Annotated in this window: 16 protein-coding genes and 4 tRNA genes; 4 read left to right on the top strand and 16 right to left on the bottom strand. The window is 44.4% G+C overall.

Translation table 11 applies throughout. The annotated features are described in order from the left end of the window. Positions 1-20: 20 nt before the first annotated feature. The 13 genes from EKG39_RS22010 to EKG39_RS21950 form a co-directional block, all read right to left on the bottom strand. Positions 21-96, bottom strand: a tRNA-Lys gene (locus EKG39_RS22010). Positions 97-153: 57 nt separating this feature from the next. Next, positions 154-229 (bottom strand) — tRNA-Lys (locus EKG39_RS22005). A gap of 82 nt (positions 230-311) precedes the next feature. Further along, a tRNA-Lys gene (locus tag EKG39_RS22000) sits at positions 312-387 on the bottom strand. A gap of 57 nt (positions 388-444) precedes the next feature. Next, positions 445-520 (bottom strand) — tRNA-Lys (locus EKG39_RS21995). Between the two features lie 183 nt (positions 521-703). Continuing rightward, positions 704-1,432 (bottom strand): tol-pal system protein YbgF, encoded by a 729-nt coding sequence (gene ybgF, locus EKG39_RS21990; RefSeq protein ID WP_126508127.1) that lies wholly within the window; start codon positions 1,430-1,432, stop codon positions 704-706. 19 nt (positions 1,433-1,451) lie between these two features. Next, complete coding sequence (pal, locus tag EKG39_RS21985) at positions 1,452-1,991, bottom strand: peptidoglycan-associated lipoprotein Pal (RefSeq protein WP_126508126.1); 540 nt, start codon at positions 1,989-1,991, stop codon at positions 1,452-1,454. A 33-nt stretch (positions 1,992-2,024) separates the two neighbouring features. Further along, positions 2,025-3,353: a Tol-Pal system beta propeller repeat protein TolB gene (tolB, locus tag EKG39_RS21980; protein WP_126508125.1), complete on the bottom strand. Its 1,329-nt coding sequence runs from the start codon at positions 3,351-3,353 to the stop codon at positions 2,025-2,027. Between the two features lie 10 nt (positions 3,354-3,363). Further along, positions 3,364-4,323: a cell envelope integrity protein TolA gene (tolA, locus tag EKG39_RS21975; protein ID WP_126508124.1), complete on the bottom strand. Its 960-nt coding sequence runs from the start codon at positions 4,321-4,323 to the stop codon at positions 3,364-3,366. Positions 4,324-4,326: 3 nt separating this feature from the next. Next, a complete protein-coding gene (gene tolR / locus EKG39_RS21970; RefSeq protein WP_126508123.1) occupies positions 4,327-4,761 on the bottom strand; it encodes a protein TolR in 435 nt (144 codons plus the stop codon). Next, complete coding sequence (tolQ, locus tag EKG39_RS21965) at positions 4,761-5,450, bottom strand: protein TolQ (RefSeq protein ID WP_126508122.1); 690 nt, start codon at positions 5,448-5,450, stop codon at positions 4,761-4,763. Before tolQ ends, tolR begins: the two co-directional genes overlap by 1 nt. After that, entirely contained in the window at positions 5,440-5,838 is a 399-nt protein-coding gene (gene ybgC / locus EKG39_RS21960; RefSeq protein WP_126508121.1) for a tol-pal system-associated acyl-CoA thioesterase, read from the bottom strand. Before ybgC ends, tolQ begins: the two co-directional genes overlap by 11 nt. Positions 5,839-6,004: 166 nt before the next feature. Beyond that, positions 6,005-8,158 carry a prolyl oligopeptidase family serine peptidase gene (locus EKG39_RS21955; RefSeq protein ID WP_126508130.1) on the bottom strand — a complete coding sequence of 718 codons (2,154 nt, stop codon included), beginning with the start codon at positions 8,156-8,158 and terminating at the stop codon, positions 6,005-6,007. 645 nt (positions 8,159-8,803) lie between these two features. Next, a complete protein-coding gene (locus EKG39_RS21950; RefSeq protein WP_126508129.1) occupies positions 8,804-9,673 on the bottom strand; it encodes a flagellar protein MotY in 870 nt (289 codons plus the stop codon). A gap of 142 nt (positions 9,674-9,815) precedes the next feature. On the opposite strand from EKG39_RS21950, the gene rnt reads away from it, so the two are divergent. Next, complete coding sequence (gene rnt / locus EKG39_RS21945; protein ID WP_126508120.1) at positions 9,816-10,487, top strand: ribonuclease T; 672 nt, start codon at positions 9,816-9,818, stop codon at positions 10,485-10,487. Between the two features lie 90 nt (positions 10,488-10,577). Here rnt and EKG39_RS21940 read toward each other — a convergent pair whose 3' ends face one another. Together EKG39_RS21940 and EKG39_RS21935 are read right to left on the bottom strand one after the other, a co-directional pair. Then, positions 10,578-11,099 carry an aminoacyl-tRNA deacylase gene (locus EKG39_RS21940; RefSeq protein WP_126508119.1) on the bottom strand — a complete coding sequence of 174 codons (522 nt, stop codon included), beginning with the start codon at positions 11,097-11,099 and terminating at the stop codon, positions 10,578-10,580. A gap of 216 nt (positions 11,100-11,315) precedes the next feature. Next, a complete protein-coding gene (locus EKG39_RS21935) occupies positions 11,316-11,921 on the bottom strand; it encodes a peroxiredoxin (RefSeq protein ID WP_126508118.1) in 606 nt (201 codons plus the stop codon). Positions 11,922-12,231: 310 nt separating this feature from the next. Between EKG39_RS21935 and EKG39_RS21930 the strand changes: the two genes are divergently transcribed. Next, positions 12,232-13,551, top strand: coding sequence for a Na+/H+ antiporter family protein (locus EKG39_RS21930; protein WP_126508117.1), 1,320 nt, complete (start codon positions 12,232-12,234; stop codon positions 13,549-13,551). Between the two features lie 166 nt (positions 13,552-13,717). Here the strand turns inward: EKG39_RS21930 and upp are convergent, their stop codons facing one another. Further along, positions 13,718-14,344, bottom strand: coding sequence for a uracil phosphoribosyltransferase (upp, locus tag EKG39_RS21925; protein WP_126508116.1), 627 nt, complete (start codon positions 14,342-14,344; stop codon positions 13,718-13,720). A gap of 218 nt (positions 14,345-14,562) precedes the next feature. Between upp and purM the strand changes: the two genes are divergently transcribed. Beyond that, entirely contained in the window at positions 14,563-15,600 is a 1,038-nt protein-coding gene (purM, locus tag EKG39_RS21920; protein WP_126508115.1) for a phosphoribosylformylglycinamidine cyclo-ligase, read from the top strand. Further along, positions 15,600-16,244 (top strand): phosphoribosylglycinamide formyltransferase, encoded by a 645-nt coding sequence (purN, locus tag EKG39_RS21915; RefSeq protein ID WP_126508114.1) that lies wholly within the window; start codon positions 15,600-15,602, stop codon positions 16,242-16,244. Before purM ends, purN begins: the two co-directional genes overlap by 1 nt. Positions 16,245-16,416 lie beyond the last annotated feature (172 nt).

The raw sequence follows: 16,416 nt of genomic DNA, 5'->3' as shown, positions 1-16,416 counted from the left end.
ATCGTACACTTTCAAAGAAGTGGTGGGTCGTGAAGGATTCGAACCTTCGACCAATTGGTTAAAAGCCAACTGCTCTACCAACTGAGCTAACGACCCATCTTGGTGTTACTTTTGCTTTGAATTCTACGAAGACATCGTACACTTTCAAAGAAGTGGTGGGTCGTGAAGGATTCGAACCTTCGACCAATTGGTTAAAAGCCAACTGCTCTACCAACTGAGCTAACGACCCATCTTGGTATAACTACAGCAAACGCTGCACCTTGAATCTAACGACTCTTAAACAAACAGAGTATCGTACACTTTCAAAGAAGTGGTGGGTCGTGAAGGATTCGAACCTTCGACCAATTGGTTAAAAGCCAACTGCTCTACCAACTGAGCTAACGACCCATCTTGGTGTTACTTTTGCTTTGAATCTAACGAAGACATCGTACACTTTCAAAAAAGTGGTGGGTCGTGAAGGATTCGAACCTTCGACCAATTGGTTAAAAGCCAACTGCTCTACCAACTGAGCTAACGACCCATCTAGTTCCTGAGAACCACATCTACAGTTAAAAACTTCTTAATCCGTAAACCCTCAAGCGACTCTGCCGCTCTGAGGGCGCCTATAATACCTTTTTCATCTTCGCTTGCAAGTGCAAATTATGCATTTTTTGTTGTTTGCGTGAAAAACAGACTAAGAGTATGTTTCTTAGTTAAAATCAGATTAAAGTGCAGCCAGTTGCTGCTTAGCAATACGAGCTGCCGCACTATTGGCGTACTCTTTTAACACTTTCTGATAATACACTTTGGCCGAAGAAGCATTTCCAGTCTTCTCAGCGATCATTCCCAGCTTGACCAAGCTATCACCACGTTTATTGGACTCAGTAAATTGATTTACAACGGTTTCAAATGCTTTCTTGGCCGAGTCAAATTCACCTTTATTATATAAAAGCTGTCCTAACCAATAATTAGCATTAGCCGCATAAGTCGAATTTGGGTATTGCTTGATAAAATCACTGAAGGCAGGAATCGCTTCATCATATTTTCTTTGCTTAAGTACCAAATTAACAGCATGCTCATAGCTTGCTGTTTCACCTAATGTTGATGATGCAGAGGCGTTCCCCCCTGAAGGTGAGGTCACAGCAGGGAGTTGTGCCGGCTTGGCTGATAGATTGGCAATGTCATCATAGAGCTGACGTTGACGCTGCAACATCTGTTCAATTTGATAACTTTGTTGCTCATTGAGACCACGTAGGTCAAGCACCTCTTGCTGCAACACGTCCAAGCGTTGCTGCGTCTGAAACTCAGATTGCTGCTTCGCCTTTAATATCCTTTCTAAACGCGCAATTCTTTCATCGTTTGAACCGCCGGTTACATCAGCAACCGGAGCAGGTGCAGCAGACGCTGCACCAATACTGAGAAGAATTGCCGTAGTTAATACGGCACTTTTCATAAAAACCTTAACAACTAAATTAATAAACTAAGACAGCTCTACGATTTATGGCAAACCCATCGTCTGTACGAGACATGTCGAGTGGTTTTTCTTCACCGTAACTCACGATACTCATCTGACTAGGCAATACACCCATCCCCTGAAGGTACTTTGCAACAGCTTTAGCACGTCTTTCGCCAAGCGCGATATTGTACTCTGGAGTACCACGCTCGTCGGCATGTCCCTCAATCATTAAGCGAACATTAGGATGTTCAACCAAGTAGTTTCCGTGAGCCTGTAATACTTCAGCAAATTGCATAGAAACAGAACTGCGATCGAAATCAAAATAGATAATGTGTTCTTTACGTAACTCTTGGTACTTCAAACGCTGTTGTTCTTCAGGTGTAAGGATTGGTGCAACGCCACCAGTTTCTACACCACTACCAGTTGATAGTTCGCTTCCAGAACCTGAAGTAGAACTAGTCGCATCGGTTTCAGACTCAGAAGTTGAACTACAAGCGCTGATGGCCATGATAGGAAGAGCAACCAGCATAGCTTTAAACAGCTTATTGAGATCCATTTTTAATCCTTATTATTCTTTATCGTTAATATATTAGAGAAAAGGTGACCAAGAAGGTGATTTAACTTCCCCTTGACCCGTGGGCAGCCGGGCTTTAAATCGTCCATCCGTTGAAACCGCTGCTAAAACTTGTTTACCTTGATAGGTAGTTCCGTAAATCACCATAGTTCCATTCGGTGCTACGCTAGGCGATTCATCAAGACGTGTCGACGTCAGAACCTGCATAAAGCGTGTTTCCAGATCCATTCTGGCAATATTAAATTTACCATTTGTTCTATTCACAAAAATCATGCTTCGACCATCGGGTGAAATTGAGCCACCTAAGTTCCACTCCCCTTCGAAGGTCATTCTTTGCACCTTGCCTGAGGCCAGTGTCACCTTGTAAATTTGAGGGCGACCGCCGCGCTCCGAAGTAAAGATCAGAGATTTTCCATCAGGAAACCAAGATGCCTCGGTATCTATAGCATAATGATTTGTGACACGCTTAAGTGCTTTAGTGTTGATATCAACGACATAAATCTCAGGTTGACCGTCTTTAGACAGAGTCAACGCCAGTTTTTTTCCATCGGGAGAAAAAACGGGAGCACCATTGATTCCATCAAAACTGGTAACTTTACTTCTAGATTGCGTATAAATATCTTGTACAAAAACTTCCGCTTTTCTATTTTCGAAACTCACATAAGCAAGCTGTCGTCCATCGGGTGACCATGATGGTGACATTAGGGGCTCAGGAGATCGTAAAAGCATCTGTTCATTATGCCCGTCGTAATCAGAAATCATCAACTGGTACGGCGACTTCTCACCGTGCTTTACAACAACATAAGCGATACGAGTTAAGAAAGCACCACGAATTCCCGTTAGTTTTTCGTAGATAATATCACTAATACGGTGACCATATTGTCTGAACTGAGCTGATGAGATAACGGTTTCACGACTATCTATCAAGAACTCCTGAGTTGACTGAGGGCCTGTACCAGATTGCATTTGAGCCTTAACAAGGTCGACCAGGTCAAAAGTCACCAAATATTTATCAGTGCCGTATGGTTTAATCGCCCCCATGACCACAGCTTCGGCGCCAATACTCGCCCAGTCTTTAGCTTGAAATTGAGAAATTGTACTGATGTTACGTTGCGGCAAACTCAGCTCGTCCAAAGTTTTAAACGTACCACTTCGAGTCAGATCAGACATAACAACATCAGAGATCTGCTGCGGTGCGGGCCCCTGCCCTTGCCAGACAAAAGGAACAACTGCGATAGGCCTAGCCGCATCGATACCTTCGGTAATCACGATATCCAGTGCCGCTCTTACAGGTGAGCTTAATATAACCAGCCCTAATACGAGCCATTTTCCCAAAGTCTTCATATGACTCCTTTTAATTAAATTCAGGTTGAACAGTTAAATTAATCTCTTTTAATTTGTTATAAACATCTGGCTCGGTCGATACTGGCAAGCGTCCGGCTTTGTTAATCGCCGTTTTAGTCGCTCGACATACAACAGGATCACCCGACAAAATTTTATTGGCAGTGACAAACCCATCATGAGCTAAACGAATAAAGATACGGCAACTCTTACCTCGCATAGACTCATCGACAACAAGGTTTCGCTGAATTGTTGCTCTGATCATGCTGGTATATCGCTGAACTTCACTCATCACTTGCTTATTACGCGTCTGAGACAGGGCAGCCTGCTCCGCAGCCAAGGCATCTTGCATCATCTGCTCTTGTTGTTGACGTGCCTGCTCCTCTGCTTTGCGCTTGCGCTCGGCTTCAGCCTTACGTTTGCGTTCCGCCTCCTCTTTACGCTTGCGCTCATCGGCAGCTTTTTTCGCTGCGGCTTCTTCCTGCTTACGTTTCTCAGCGGCTTTTCTTGCCGCCTCTTCAGAGGCCTTACGTTCTTTCTCTTTTTGTTTACGGTCAGCTTCTGCTTTTTGTGCTTTATCCTTGGCTTGCTTCTCTTTTAATTGAGCTGCCTTGGCTGCCGCAGCGGCATTTTTAGTTTCTATCTCTTTCTGCTTGCGCTGCTTTTCGAGCTTTTTAATTTGAGCCTGTTCGCGCTCCCTCTCCTGACGAGCTTTCTTAGCCTTAAGCTCTAACTCATCTTGTCTGGCTTTCTCTTTACGGGCCGCTTCCCGTTTGTCGGCTTTAAGTTTCTCAACATGTTGAGCCACTTTTTTCTGATCCACCACAACGGCCTGTACTGCTGGAGCACTTGCTTGAGGCTGAGGTTTCGGCTTTTCAGAAAAGTCGACACCCAGCGCGAGAATAACTAACACGCCAATATGAATACCAGCTGAAATCACTAGAGGTAACGTAAAATTTGCTTTATCTGTCACCGACTACTCCTCAGGTGAATCTGTCATCAATCCGACCGAAGGCACACCGGCACCTTGTAGCGTCACCATAAGCTGTATGACCTTCTCATAAGCGATGCTTCTATCGGCTTTCACCACAACCGGGCGCTCAGGCTCCAGCTGAATAATAGCGCCGACTCTGATTGCTATCTCTTCCAAGTCGAGAGTTTGTCGATCACTTGAGCTCCCCACATCCAGGAAGTAATCCCCGTCGGCATCGATAGAAGCGACAACGGGCGGTTTACTGTCTGCGGGTAAAGCCTCTGATGAGGCTTTCGGTAGATCGACTTTAACCCCTTGGGTCACGATAGGGGCTGTCACCATGAAAATAATCAACAATACCAACATCACATCGATATATGGCACTACATTGATCTCAGCCACAGGACGACGGCGCTTTCGCTGATAGCCCTGCTGCATTAGCCTTCATCCCTATCGCTGTAAGCTTGGCGATGTAAAATACTTGAAAACTCCTCCATGAAGTTTGCATAGGACATCTCAATACTATCGACCTGGGTGGTAAAGCGGTTATAGGCAATAACGGCTGGGATCGCGGCAAATAAGCCCATCGCCGTAGCGATCAATGCCTCAGCGATACCCGGAGCAACCATGGCAAGTGTCGCATTTTCAACGGCACCGAGGGCGATAAAAGAGTTCATGATCCCCCATACCGTGCCGAACAAGCCGATATATGGACTCGTTGAACCTATGGTTGCTAACAAAGGAAGGTGGGTTTCAAGCTTTTCCATCTCTCTTGACAGAGAGACCCTCATGGCCCGATAGCTGCCATCCATCACCGCCGCAGGAACTTTGCCATTTAACTTACTTAATCTGGCATACTCTTTAAAGCCGGAATGAAACAAGGCTTCCAGCCCTTCATTACCATCTTGTCGAGCGGAAATTTCTTTATAAAGCTTGTTGAGATCTACACCAGACCAAAATCTATCTTCAAATTTAATCGCTCCCTGTTTAGCCGATGTTAACAAGCGGCGGCGCTGAATAATTACCGCCCATGAGATCACTGATAAACTCAGTAAGGTTAACATCACAAACTTAACCAACAAACTGGCTTGTAAAAATAATCCAATAAATGAAATATCAGCTTCCACCTGTAAACTCCTGAGCAATATTTTGGGGAATGGCACGAGGTCTCATACGAGATAAAGTGATACAAGCAACTAAGATGTTACCTTCACAATATGTTACGCCCTGCTTATCGACTAGACGTTGATTAAACATCAACGACGCTTTCTTAATCTTTGTGACAACAGTTTCTACAATAAGGTCCTGTTCGAACTTCGCAGGTTTACAAAAATCCAGTTCGGCCTTCTTGACAACAAATGCAATATCTTCAGCTAACAGGGCTGTCTGCTTCACTCCCATATCTTTCAACCATTCGGTTCTGGCTCGTTCAAAAAAATTAAGATAATTTGAATGATACACAACACCACCGGCATCGGTATCTTCGTAATAGACTGAAATAGGCCAGCGAAACATGAGTAGTAAGTGCCAATCAATGATTTAAAACAGAGGGCTACTATACCTAGCCCAAATGAAATTGTGAATGCTTCTCAGCAGGCTAGGATCACTATCTTCGTAAATTTTTGTTCATAAAAAAGAGGAGCTATTGCTCCTCTTTTTAACGGATTTCACTTTTTAGTGACTATTGGTTAATTTTTGCCGGTATTTTCAGACCAAAGCTATCGAAAAGAAAACTGTATATATCGGCAAATTCATCAATTTTCATGGCTGTTGGTTTACCCTTACCGTGTCCGGCTTTCGATTCTATTCGCATGATGATAGGTGCATCGCCTTTTTGGTTGGCTTGCAACATAGCGCCAAACTTAAAGCTGTGCAGAGGTACAACCCTGTCGTCATGGTCCGCAGTCATTACCATAGTCGCAGGATAAGCTCTCTCGCTAACATTATGGTAAGGAGAGTACGCCATCAGAGCCGGAAATTGTTCCGCCACATCCGCACTACCGTATTCGCTAGTCCAAGCCCAGCCAATGGTGAACTTGTGGAATCGAAGCATATCAAGCACGCCTACAGCAGGAAGAACGGCTGCAAACAGTTCTGGACTTTGAGTTAGTGTCGCTCCCATCAACAGGCCACCGTTACTTCGGCCATAAGCCCCTAACTTACTCTTGTTGGTGTAATTCTGTGCTACCAGGTACTCAGCGGCAGCATAGTAATCATCAAACACATTCTGCTTTTTATCCAGCATGCCGGCTTGATGCCAGCTCTCTCCATATTCGGCACCACCTCTTAAATTCGGCACCGCATACACACCACCAAGATCCATCCATGCAATATTAGCAGGGCTAAATCTAGGCGTTAGTGAGATAGAAAATCCACCATAGGCATAGAGTAAAGTAGGATTGTCTCCGGTTTTCTTCAAGCCTTTCTTATAAGAGATCATCATAGGCACACGAGTGCCATCTTTACTGTTATAAAAAACCTGTTCCGACACGTAATCATCGGGGTTGAATGACACTTTTGGCTCGGTGAATAAAGTCGAGCTGCCCGTCTTAAAGTCAAATCGATAGGTCGTTTTGGGCTGAACATAACTATTAAAGACATAATAGAAGTAGTCTTTGCTGCGCTTCCCGTATGGACCGGCAACTTTACCTTTTCCGGGAAGAGCCACATCTTGTCTCTTGTCGCCGCTCAAACTGAAGATAGAAAGCTTACCGAGCACATCGTGCAGATAACTGACAACCAGATGGTCATTAATAATCGCTATACTGCTTATTGGATCGGTAGACTCAGGAATTATCGTTTTCCAGTTAGCCTTATCACTGTTATTCACGTCTATGGCAATCACTTTACCGTTCGGCGCATCGAGATCAGTCTTGAAGTAAAAAATTGATTTATCATTTCCAAGAAAGCTATATTCGGCTTCCAGATTGATGATCAACTCAACGACATCAGAATCCTTCTCCAGGCTCTTATAGAAAAAGCGGTTACGACTATCCGTTCCCTGAGAGATGGACAATAACAAGTAGTCACCAGCTTCAGAGACTTCGATTCCGAAGCCCCAATCTTTATTCTGTGGTCGCTCGTAAACCAATTTATCCTGACTCTGATCTGTACCTATTTTATGAAAGTACACTTTCTGATTAAAATTCACATCGGCAAGTAAGTTGCCGCCGGCAGGTGCATCGTATCGCGCGTAGTAAACGCCGCTGTTGTCTTTACTCCATTCGGCACCCGAGAACTTAATCCACTTAAGCTCGTCATTTAACTTAGTGCCGCTGGCAATATCGACAAATTGCCATTGCTGCCAATCTGAACCTGAATTTGAAACACCATAAGCTAAGGTATTACCATCGCCGCTAACGGAAACCCCAGATAAGGCAATGGTACCGTCGGAAGAAAGCGTGTTAGGGTCGAGAAGCACTTTCTCTTCGCCGTCAGCTCCCTTTACAAACAGAACTGATTGAGCCTGCAGGCCATCATTTCGGTAGTAAAACGTATTATCACCATGCTCGAAAGGCGCCGACACTTTTTCATAATTCCAAAGTTCGGTAATACGATCGACAATGGTTTGTTTATTTTCAATTCCTGCCAGATAGGCATGTCCATCTGCCTGTTGAGTTTTTACCCAGCTTGTCGTTTCCTCGGACTCCACTTCGAGGTAGCGATAGGGATCCGCGACCTGTACACCATGTATTGTCTCTATAGCGCTCGCCGGCGTGAGAGCTTGAGGAGATGAGACTTGTTTGTCAGCCGTAGTTGCCTGGCACCCCATTAACGCGATGCCGACTCCAGCTATTAAAAGGTGCTGTTTTTTAAGTATTGATTTAAATACCATCATTGCCATCCTGATGCAGATATTATTGGAATTTTAGATATTGTTATTATTGGAGGGAAAACCTCAATTAACGAAGTACTATACAAGCAAAAAAAATGATGGCAATGAAAGAAAAAAATTATGGAAACCCTGGTCACCAAACCCGGATTAATAAATCTGTAACATAGATTATTTATTTGAACCGTTCAATTATGCAGAAATTCTGCTTAAACACCCGCAAACCAGCTATCCAACTGAATTTATCTACCTGGATCACACTTGGTGACATAAGAAAAACTAATGTAACAATGCAATTTTTCTAGCTTGTTAGTTTAGAGGGCGAACCCTATAATTCATCTCGTTTTCTGGAAGTGTCTGCTTGGCAGATATGAAAACAAGAACTCTTAATTCCCGTGTCTAACACGTGAATTTTATCCCTGGTTCTTATGCTTGACTTCCTTCCTTCAATTTGTTGATTGCAATGCACATTTTGCAGCCCATTTAATTTATTAAGTGGGCTTTTTTTTATCCGAAATTCCTATCTTAATTTCCCAACACTTTAACAGAAGCATACGGGCATAAAAAAGCCCAACATTAAGGTTGGGCATTTAGTTATAAGAAGCTACCAGATAGATTTATTTAAGCAGCTCTCGTTAAGTGAATCTACTACATAGGTTTACTAATTCTAATCACCACTCGCCTGTTTCGTGAGCGCTCATCGATAGTATCATTCGATGCCACATGATGGCGTTCACCATGGCCGACGGTATGAATTCTCTCTTGTGTGATCCCCGCCGACAGGAAGAAGTTTTTCACAGAATCCGCTCTTTCCTCGGATACTTTTTGGTTAATTGAACGGCCGCCGTAACTATCGGTGTAAGCATCGATCAATACCAGTTCAACCTCAGGATCATAGGCAAGGTACTCTTGAATTTTAGCAATCTGCGCCTTAGCGTAGCGCGTCAACTCCGCACCACCAAATTCATAGGTCAACACGGTAAACGCAATATCATCAAAACTGTATGGCAACAAACCCGCTAAACAGGATTTAAACTCACCATATTTGCGGTTGAAGTTAACGGCCGAGAGCCCTACTGCAATTTTATTAGACCGATTATACCAATCAGCATAATAGAAGGTGGGCTGCATCCCTCTTTCCAACTCGGCTAACATGGACCAGGCAGCATTTCTTGGTACTTCACCACTAAAATACTTCTGATAACTCAGCTCGGTTATCTCTTTAGATAGAATTCCGGGGCGCCATGCCGGTGCCAAGCTCATTAACTTAGCCTGAGTCACTTGATCTGGCTTAACCCACATATCTAAACTGAAATTCAGGTTATGATCTTTGCCTGCAATGCTTGTAAATACCGCTTTGCCATATGAGGGGATATCATGCTCAAGACGACATATTATGGGGGTACTGTCGCTGAGCTTCCATTGGGATTGGTCGAGAGAGGCAACATAATGGCGCAACTCTGCATTAGCAAAAAAAGGCATACACAGTGTCAACGCCAACAATACTCTAAGCCACATACAAAGCACTCTTATTAATTCCATTACTTAAAGCTATCGGCACATTTTTCTATACCTTTAGCTCATAATATGAACATTCGAACATGACAGCAATACCCAGTTGCAGCATAATAGCGGCCTGCTAACTATTTGGACATTTTTAATGAGCGAAATTTGCGACGCCAATAAATTAAATCACCGTTTTCGAGGCTATTTTCCCGTTGTCATCGATGTTGAGACAGCCGGGTTCAATGCCCAAACAGATGCGTTGCTTGAAATCGCCGTCTCCATACTGAAAATGGATGATGAAGGTGTACTCGGTTTAGACAAGACTCTGCACTACCATATCGAACCTTTTGAGGGAGCAAACCTCGAACCCGAGGCACTCGCGTTCAACGGTATCGATCCAAGCAACCCGCTTCGTGGTGCTGTCAGCGAAAAGGAAGCATTCTTAGAGATCTTTAAAGAAGTTAAGAAAGCACAAAAAGCCGCAGGCTGTCACCGCAGTATAATCGTAGCGCACAATGCGGCATTCGATCATGGCTTCGTTTCAAAAGCCATCGAACGTAACGGGCTAAAAAGAACGCCTTTCCACCCTTTTGCCACTTTCGATACTGCAACTCTTGCGGGATTAGCCATAGGACATACCGTCCTAGCAAAAGCCTGTTCAATTGCCGGCATTCCCTTCGACAACAATGAAGCCCACTCGGCCTTGTACGATACCGAACGTACCGCAGAGCTATTTTGCTTAATCGTAAACCGCTGGAAGGCATTAGGCGGTTGGCCATTAGCCACCCCAGATGAGTCGACACTCGACACTGAAAATGAAGCGTAACTGAGTTAACTTATCTCAGGATGAGACAAAGGTGCGCATAAAAAAGCCAGTGAATTCACTGGCTTTTTACTATCTGACTTTTATACCAATTCATAACCATCTATCTCGGCTCGATCTTTCCCACAAGCGTGGTGCCCCCATATTAGCCCCCTGAATATTTCCATGAGGCGCCTTAGAGACAAGTTTTGCGTATTCTGAAGCATTCAGTTTTAGTAAATTCTCATGATCGCCGGACTCAATATAGACAGGTTCAGCGGACAATAAACTATCATCAACCAACATCGGCATATGATAAGCGCGTCCAATCGCCGGTATCGCTCCTTTAACACAATCAGGAAACAGATCCTGCAACTTACGCTCACTGACTAAGTGATAGTTTTTACCCATGAGATTGTCTACTTCGGGTAGTGACACCCGCTTATTAGCAGGCAGAGAAGCCATCAAGTACTCTCCATCATCATTTTGTAACACCACAGCTTTACTCACCCTAGCTGCGGGTAGATGGGCAGAACGAGACGAATCCAGTGATGTTTGGGTGCGACGATGTCCTACATGCTCGAAATGCACATGTTCTTTATCGAGGTACTCATTAAGTGTGATTGCAATGGCCATAAAAACCTCCTTCGCTATAGAAAGAATAAGCGCCACATTGGATTTGATCAAGCTTAGCCCCCAGCATTATTTTGCCGGATTTAACCACTCAAACGGGTCTGGAACAGATTAAAAAAGAGATAAAAAAAGCCAGTTGCGAAACGCAACTGGCTTTAAAAAGAATGTCTGTTCTTGCTAGAACAATCCCACAATTATTACTCGATAAATATCAAGAAATTATAGGTCGTCAGCATTATCATTCAGGTAAGAAGCTACACCTTCAGGGCTCGCGTCCATACCTTTATCACCCTTCTCCCAACCCGCTGGGCATACATCACCGTGCTCTTCATGGAACTGAAGTGCATCGATCATACGTAGCATCTCATCGACGTTACGGCCGAGTGGAAGATCGTTTACGACCTGGTGACGAACCTGACCTTCTTTATCGATAAGGAAAGAGCCACGGAAAGCAACACCAGCTTCAGGATGCTCAACATCATAGGCTTTACAGATCTCGTGCTTAACGTCAGCAACCAGCGTGTACTGAACAGGACCGATACCGCCTTCAGCAACTGGAGTGTTACGCCATGCATTATGTGTGAACTGAGAATCGATAGAAACACCAATCACTTCTACGCCACGCTTCTTGAACTCTTCAATACGATGATCGAATGCAATCAATTCAGATGGACAAACGAAAGTGAAATCAAGTGGGTAGAAAAAAACTACCGTTGGCTTGCCTTTAATCGCTTCGCTAAGGTTAAAGCTATCTACTATTTCGCCATTACCAAGAACAGCTGCAGCAGTGAAGTCAGGTGCCGGACGGCCTACTAATACGCTCATTTTATATCTCCATCTATGGATTGAAAAAACGTTTTTCGTTTATATCTTATGGCATTATAGGCAGTGTTTAGGCAGGCACAAGCTATTTGGGATCAATATCACCTTTTTTAAATGATTATTCATCTCGCCGTATAATAACTCGCCTTAATGCCCCTACATGTATTGATGTTATTCACAGTTCGCCTCACTATTTTCCACACTGACTTAACATAACCGAACTTTTGTCAGATAAATCCTCTCTATACTGGACAAGCCTGCTCTGGCAGGCAAAAATGGCGCTCAATCTAACGGTAATAAAGAATTTATTGATATGAACGCAGTTGTCATCGCTGTTTGCCTAATGCTCGGTCTGAGTTTAGCCAGGGTAAATGTCGTCATAGCACTCACCATCAGTGCGCTTGTTGCGGGTCTTGTTGGAGGCATGGATCTTCAACAAACCGTAGATGCATTCAACACAGGCTTAGGAGGCGGAGCACAAATAGCATTAAGCTATGCCCTACTCGGTGCCTTTGCCGTTGCACTCTCTCACTCAGGGCTCACGACACTGATCTCGAGAAAGGTCATTTCGACACTTGGGAAGAATCACAACTCAACCAATATGAATCGGGTACGATGGACGCTATTATTAGCCATACTCGCTATGGCAGTGTCTTCACAAAACCTGCTTCCTATTCATATCGCATTTATCCCTATCTTGATCCCGCCCTTACTTCATGTCATGTCGAAATTACAACTTGACCGAAGATTGGTGGCCTGTGTACTCACCTTCGGCCTGGTGACCACCTACATGATCCTACCGGTCGGCTTTGGTGGCATCTTCTTAAATGATATTTTGTTGGCTAACCTCAACAGTAATAACCTTCATGCGGTGCGAGAGCAGATCCCGACAGCCATGTTGATCCCGGCACTTGGGATGATCACAGGTTTATTGATAGCGGTATTTATCTCATACCGTAAGCCACGTGAGTATAAAGAGGAGTTAATCTTAGCCGCCGAACCCGAAGAGGGGGTCAATAGCCGCAATATCGCCATTGCCGCCGTAGCGATAGTCTCTACACTCGCAGTACAACTGATCACCGGCTCGATGATTTTTGGTGCCTTAATTGGTTTTATCATTTTTAGTTTCTCCGGTGCTCTTAAGCACGTCGCCGATCAAGATGTCTTCAACCAAGGCGTAAGAATGATGGCCAACATCGGCTTTATCATGATCTCTGCCGCAGGCTTTGCCGCAGTGGTAAAAGAGACCGGCGATGTAGGCAGTCTAGTCAGCTCTTTGAGTGACATTATTGGTGATAATAAAGCACTAGCCGCTTTCCTTATGTTGCTGGTAGGTCTGCTTATCACTATGGGAATTGGTTCGTCATTTTCGACCATTCCGATTATTGCGACCATCTATGTTCCGTTAGCCATGAGTTTCGGTTTCTCGGTAACGGCAACAATCGCATTAGTAGGCACCGCAGCGGCCCTCGGCGATGCAGGCTCACCGGCTTCAGATTCGACCTTAGGGCCAACGGCCGGCTTAAATGCAGATGGACAACACGACCACATCAGAGACAGTGTGATCCCAACATTCATCCATTACAACATTCCTCTGTTGGTATTTGGTTGGATTGCGGCCATGGTGCTTTAAGTTAAGGTGCTAGGTGCTAGGTGCTAGGTGCTAGGTGCTAGGTGCTAGGTGCTAGCAAAAATGAAAAATAAAAAAGGAGCCAATTGGCTCCTTTTTTTATGTTATCGAAACTATGTATTAAAAGATTGTATTAAAACAATTTCTCGATAACCATGTCCCGATAAATTTATTTAGTTCCGAAAATCTTATCGCCCGCATCACCAAGACCAGGAAGAATATATCCCTGCTCGTTCAAACAACGGTCGATAGAAGCGGTATAAAGCTCTACATCCGGGTGTGCTTTTTGAAGTGCTTCAACACCTTCAGGAGCAGCAACAAGGACGAGTGCTTTAATCTCGGTACAACCACGGTCTTTTAGAAGATCGATAGTTGAAATCATAGAACCACCGGTTGCAAGCATAGGATCGACAACCAAGGCGATACGTGAAGGCATATCACTGGCAAGCTTCTCGAAATATGGTACAGGCTCGAGCGTTTCTTCATCACGGTACATACCAACTACTGAGATACGTGCACTTGGAATGTTTTCCAGAACACCATCCATCATGCCAAGACCTGCACGAAGAATAGGGACTACTGTGACTTTTTTGCCCTTTATTTGCTCAATCTCAACAGGACCGTTCCAACCTTCAATGGTCACAGCTTCTGTCTCAAAATCAGCTGTTGCTTCGTAGGTCAATAAACTTCCGACCTCAGCGGCTAACTCACGGAAACGTTTAGTGCTGATATCTCCTGCACGCATTAGTCCAATCTTATGGCGTACTAAAGGATGCTTAACCTCAACAACTTTCATCTTCTTCTCCTGATTTTTGACGTATATAACAAGCAAATTCATACGATTTTAGATGATTTGTCCGAAATGGAAAACATAAAGTTTCAAAAACACGATAAATCGTGACCAATGTCTGTTCTATATATGAAAAACTTCGCTTTCGAGCCCTGTCACAAACTGTTAGAATAGCGCCGCATAAAATCCAATAACTATACTGTACCGTACCCGAGAGGATCTTCGTGAGCACTCCTACCCAGCTGAGCTATAAAGATGCAGGTGTTGATATCGACGCCGGTAATGCACTTGTTGATAATATAAAAACTGCAGTGAAACGTACCCACCGTCCAGAAGTTATGGGCAACCTAGGTGGATTTGGTGCTCTTTGTGAGTTACCAACCAAGTACAAACACCCTGTTCTCGTTTCTGGTACCGATGGTGTCGGAACTAAACTCAGATTAGCCATTGACTATAAAAAACATGACAGCGTAGGTGTTGACCTTGTTGCTATGTGTTCAAACGATTTAATCGTGTCAGGTGCTGAGCCACTCTTCTTCCTGGATTACTATGCAACAGGCAAACTTGACGTTGAAGTGGCCACTTCTGTCGTTAAAGGTATCGCCGAAGGCTGTGTACAATCCGGTTGTGCGCTTATTGGTGGTGAAACTGCTGAAATGCCAGGTATGTATGATGGTGAAGACTACGATTTAGCTGGCTTCTGTGTCGGTGTCGTTGAAAAGGAAGAGATCATCGACGGCACTAAAGTCGTTACCGGTGATTCACTCATCGCATTGGCATCGAGCGGACCTCACTCAAATGGCTTCTCACTCATTCGTAAAGTACTTGAAGTCAGCGAAGCCGATCCTCAACTGAACCTTGAGGGTAAGCCACTGATTGACCACCTGCTTGAACCCACAAAAATCTATGTTAAGTCGCTATTAAAGCTACTCGAACAAACAGATGTTCATGCGATGGCCCATATTACCGGCGGCGGATTCTGGGAAAATATCCCACGTGTGCTTCCACAAGATTGTAAAGCCGTAGTTAAAGGCGACTCATGGCAGTGGCCCACCGTTTTCAACTGGTTAATGGAAAACGGTAACATTGCTGAATTTGAAATGTACCGCACATTCAACTGTGGCGTAGGTATGGTTGTTGCCTTACCTAGCGATAAAGTTGATGCCGCACTAACGCTGCTCAATGCCGAAGGTGAAAAAGCCTGGTTAATCGGTGACATTGCAAAGCGCAATGGTGATGAAGAGCAAGTGGAGATCCTGTAATGTCCAAAAGCTGTCGCGTATTAGTATTAATCTCCGGTAATGGTAGTAATCTACAAGCCATTATCGATGGGTGTGATGATAACCTTGAAGCCGATGTCGTTGGCGTTATCAGCAACAAATCTGATGCTTACGGTCTTATCCGCGCTCACCAAAATGAGATTGATACCAGTTGTGTGATTGCTCATGAAGACGAAACTCGTGTCGAGTATGGCACTCGCTTGAAACTTGCCATATCGAAGTACCAGCCTGATCTGATTGTTCTGGCTGGTTTTATGCGCATATTGAGTGACGAGTTCGTACAAAGCTATGAGGGAAAGATGATCAACATTCACCCTTCTCTCCTACCTAAGTACCCAGGACTCAATACACATCAACGTGCCATCGATGCGAGCGATAAAGAACACGGTGCCAGCGTACACTTTGTCACCCCGGAACTCGATTCAGGCCCTGTGATCCTGCAGGCTAAAGTGCCGGTTTACGACGAAGATACCGCTGAAACCTTGGCTGAACGCGTGAATCAGCAAGAGCATGCCATCTATCCAATGGTTGTTAAGTGGTTTAGCCAAGGGCGACTACAGATGACTGATGGTGCCGCTTACCTCGACGATTTACGTCTCGATGAAGCGGGCTATGCGGCTGACTAACTCTTCAGCCCGGTAACATTCAATTCGTTATAAAAAGACCTGAGGATCCGATTCTCGGGTCTTTTTTTATCTCTTATCTTTATTCCTGATCCATCATCCAAGCTCATCGCCTAAGCGCTTCACCTAAGCTTTTAACCTAAGCGCTTCACCTAAGCTTTTAACCTAAGCGCTT

The organism is Shewanella atlantica, from assembly GCF_003966265.1.
Taxonomy (GTDB): domain Bacteria; phylum Pseudomonadota; class Gammaproteobacteria; order Enterobacterales; family Shewanellaceae; genus Shewanella; species Shewanella atlantica.
Note: the sequence above shows the minus strand (reverse complement) of the source record. Positions and strands in the feature narration are given on the sequence as shown.

What these genes read in the sequence shown, in the direction of transcription:
- ybgF (WP_126508127.1), bottom strand. Translation starts at nt 1,432, where the DNA reads ATGAAAAGTGCCGTATTAACTACGGCAATTCTTCTCAGTATTGGTGCA.
- pal (WP_126508126.1), bottom strand. Translation starts at nt 1,991, where the DNA reads ATGGATCTCAATAAGCTGTTTAAAGCTATGCTGGTTGCTCTTCCTATC.
- tolB (WP_126508125.1), bottom strand. Translation starts at nt 3,353, where the DNA reads ATGAAGACTTTGGGAAAATGGCTCGTATTAGGGCTGGTTATATTAAGC.
- tolR (WP_126508123.1), bottom strand. Translation starts at nt 4,761, where the DNA reads ATGCAGCAGGGCTATCAGCGAAAGCGCCGTCGTCCTGTGGCTGAGATC.
- ybgC (WP_126508121.1), bottom strand. Translation starts at nt 5,838, where the DNA reads ATGTTTCGCTGGCCTATTTCAGTCTATTACGAAGATACCGATGCCGGT.
- EKG39_RS21955 (WP_126508130.1), bottom strand. Translation starts at nt 8,158, where the DNA reads ATGGTATTTAAATCAATACTTAAAAAACAGCACCTTTTAATAGCTGGA.
- EKG39_RS21950 (WP_126508129.1), bottom strand. Translation starts at nt 9,673, where the DNA reads ATGTGGCTTAGAGTATTGTTGGCGTTGACACTGTGTATGCCTTTTTTT.
- rnt (WP_126508120.1), top strand. Translation starts at nt 9,816, where the DNA reads ATGAGCGAAATTTGCGACGCCAATAAATTAAATCACCGTTTTCGAGGC.
- EKG39_RS21940 (WP_126508119.1), bottom strand. Translation starts at nt 11,099, where the DNA reads ATGGCCATTGCAATCACACTTAATGAGTACCTCGATAAAGAACATGTG.
- EKG39_RS21935 (WP_126508118.1), bottom strand. Translation starts at nt 11,921, where the DNA reads ATGAGCGTATTAGTAGGCCGTCCGGCACCTGACTTCACTGCTGCAGCT.
- EKG39_RS21930 (WP_126508117.1), top strand. Translation starts at nt 12,232, where the DNA reads ATGAACGCAGTTGTCATCGCTGTTTGCCTAATGCTCGGTCTGAGTTTA.
- upp (WP_126508116.1), bottom strand. Translation starts at nt 14,344, where the DNA reads ATGAAAGTTGTTGAGGTTAAGCATCCTTTAGTACGCCATAAGATTGGA.
- purN (WP_126508114.1), top strand. Translation starts at nt 15,600, where the DNA reads ATGTCCAAAAGCTGTCGCGTATTAGTATTAATCTCCGGTAATGGTAGT.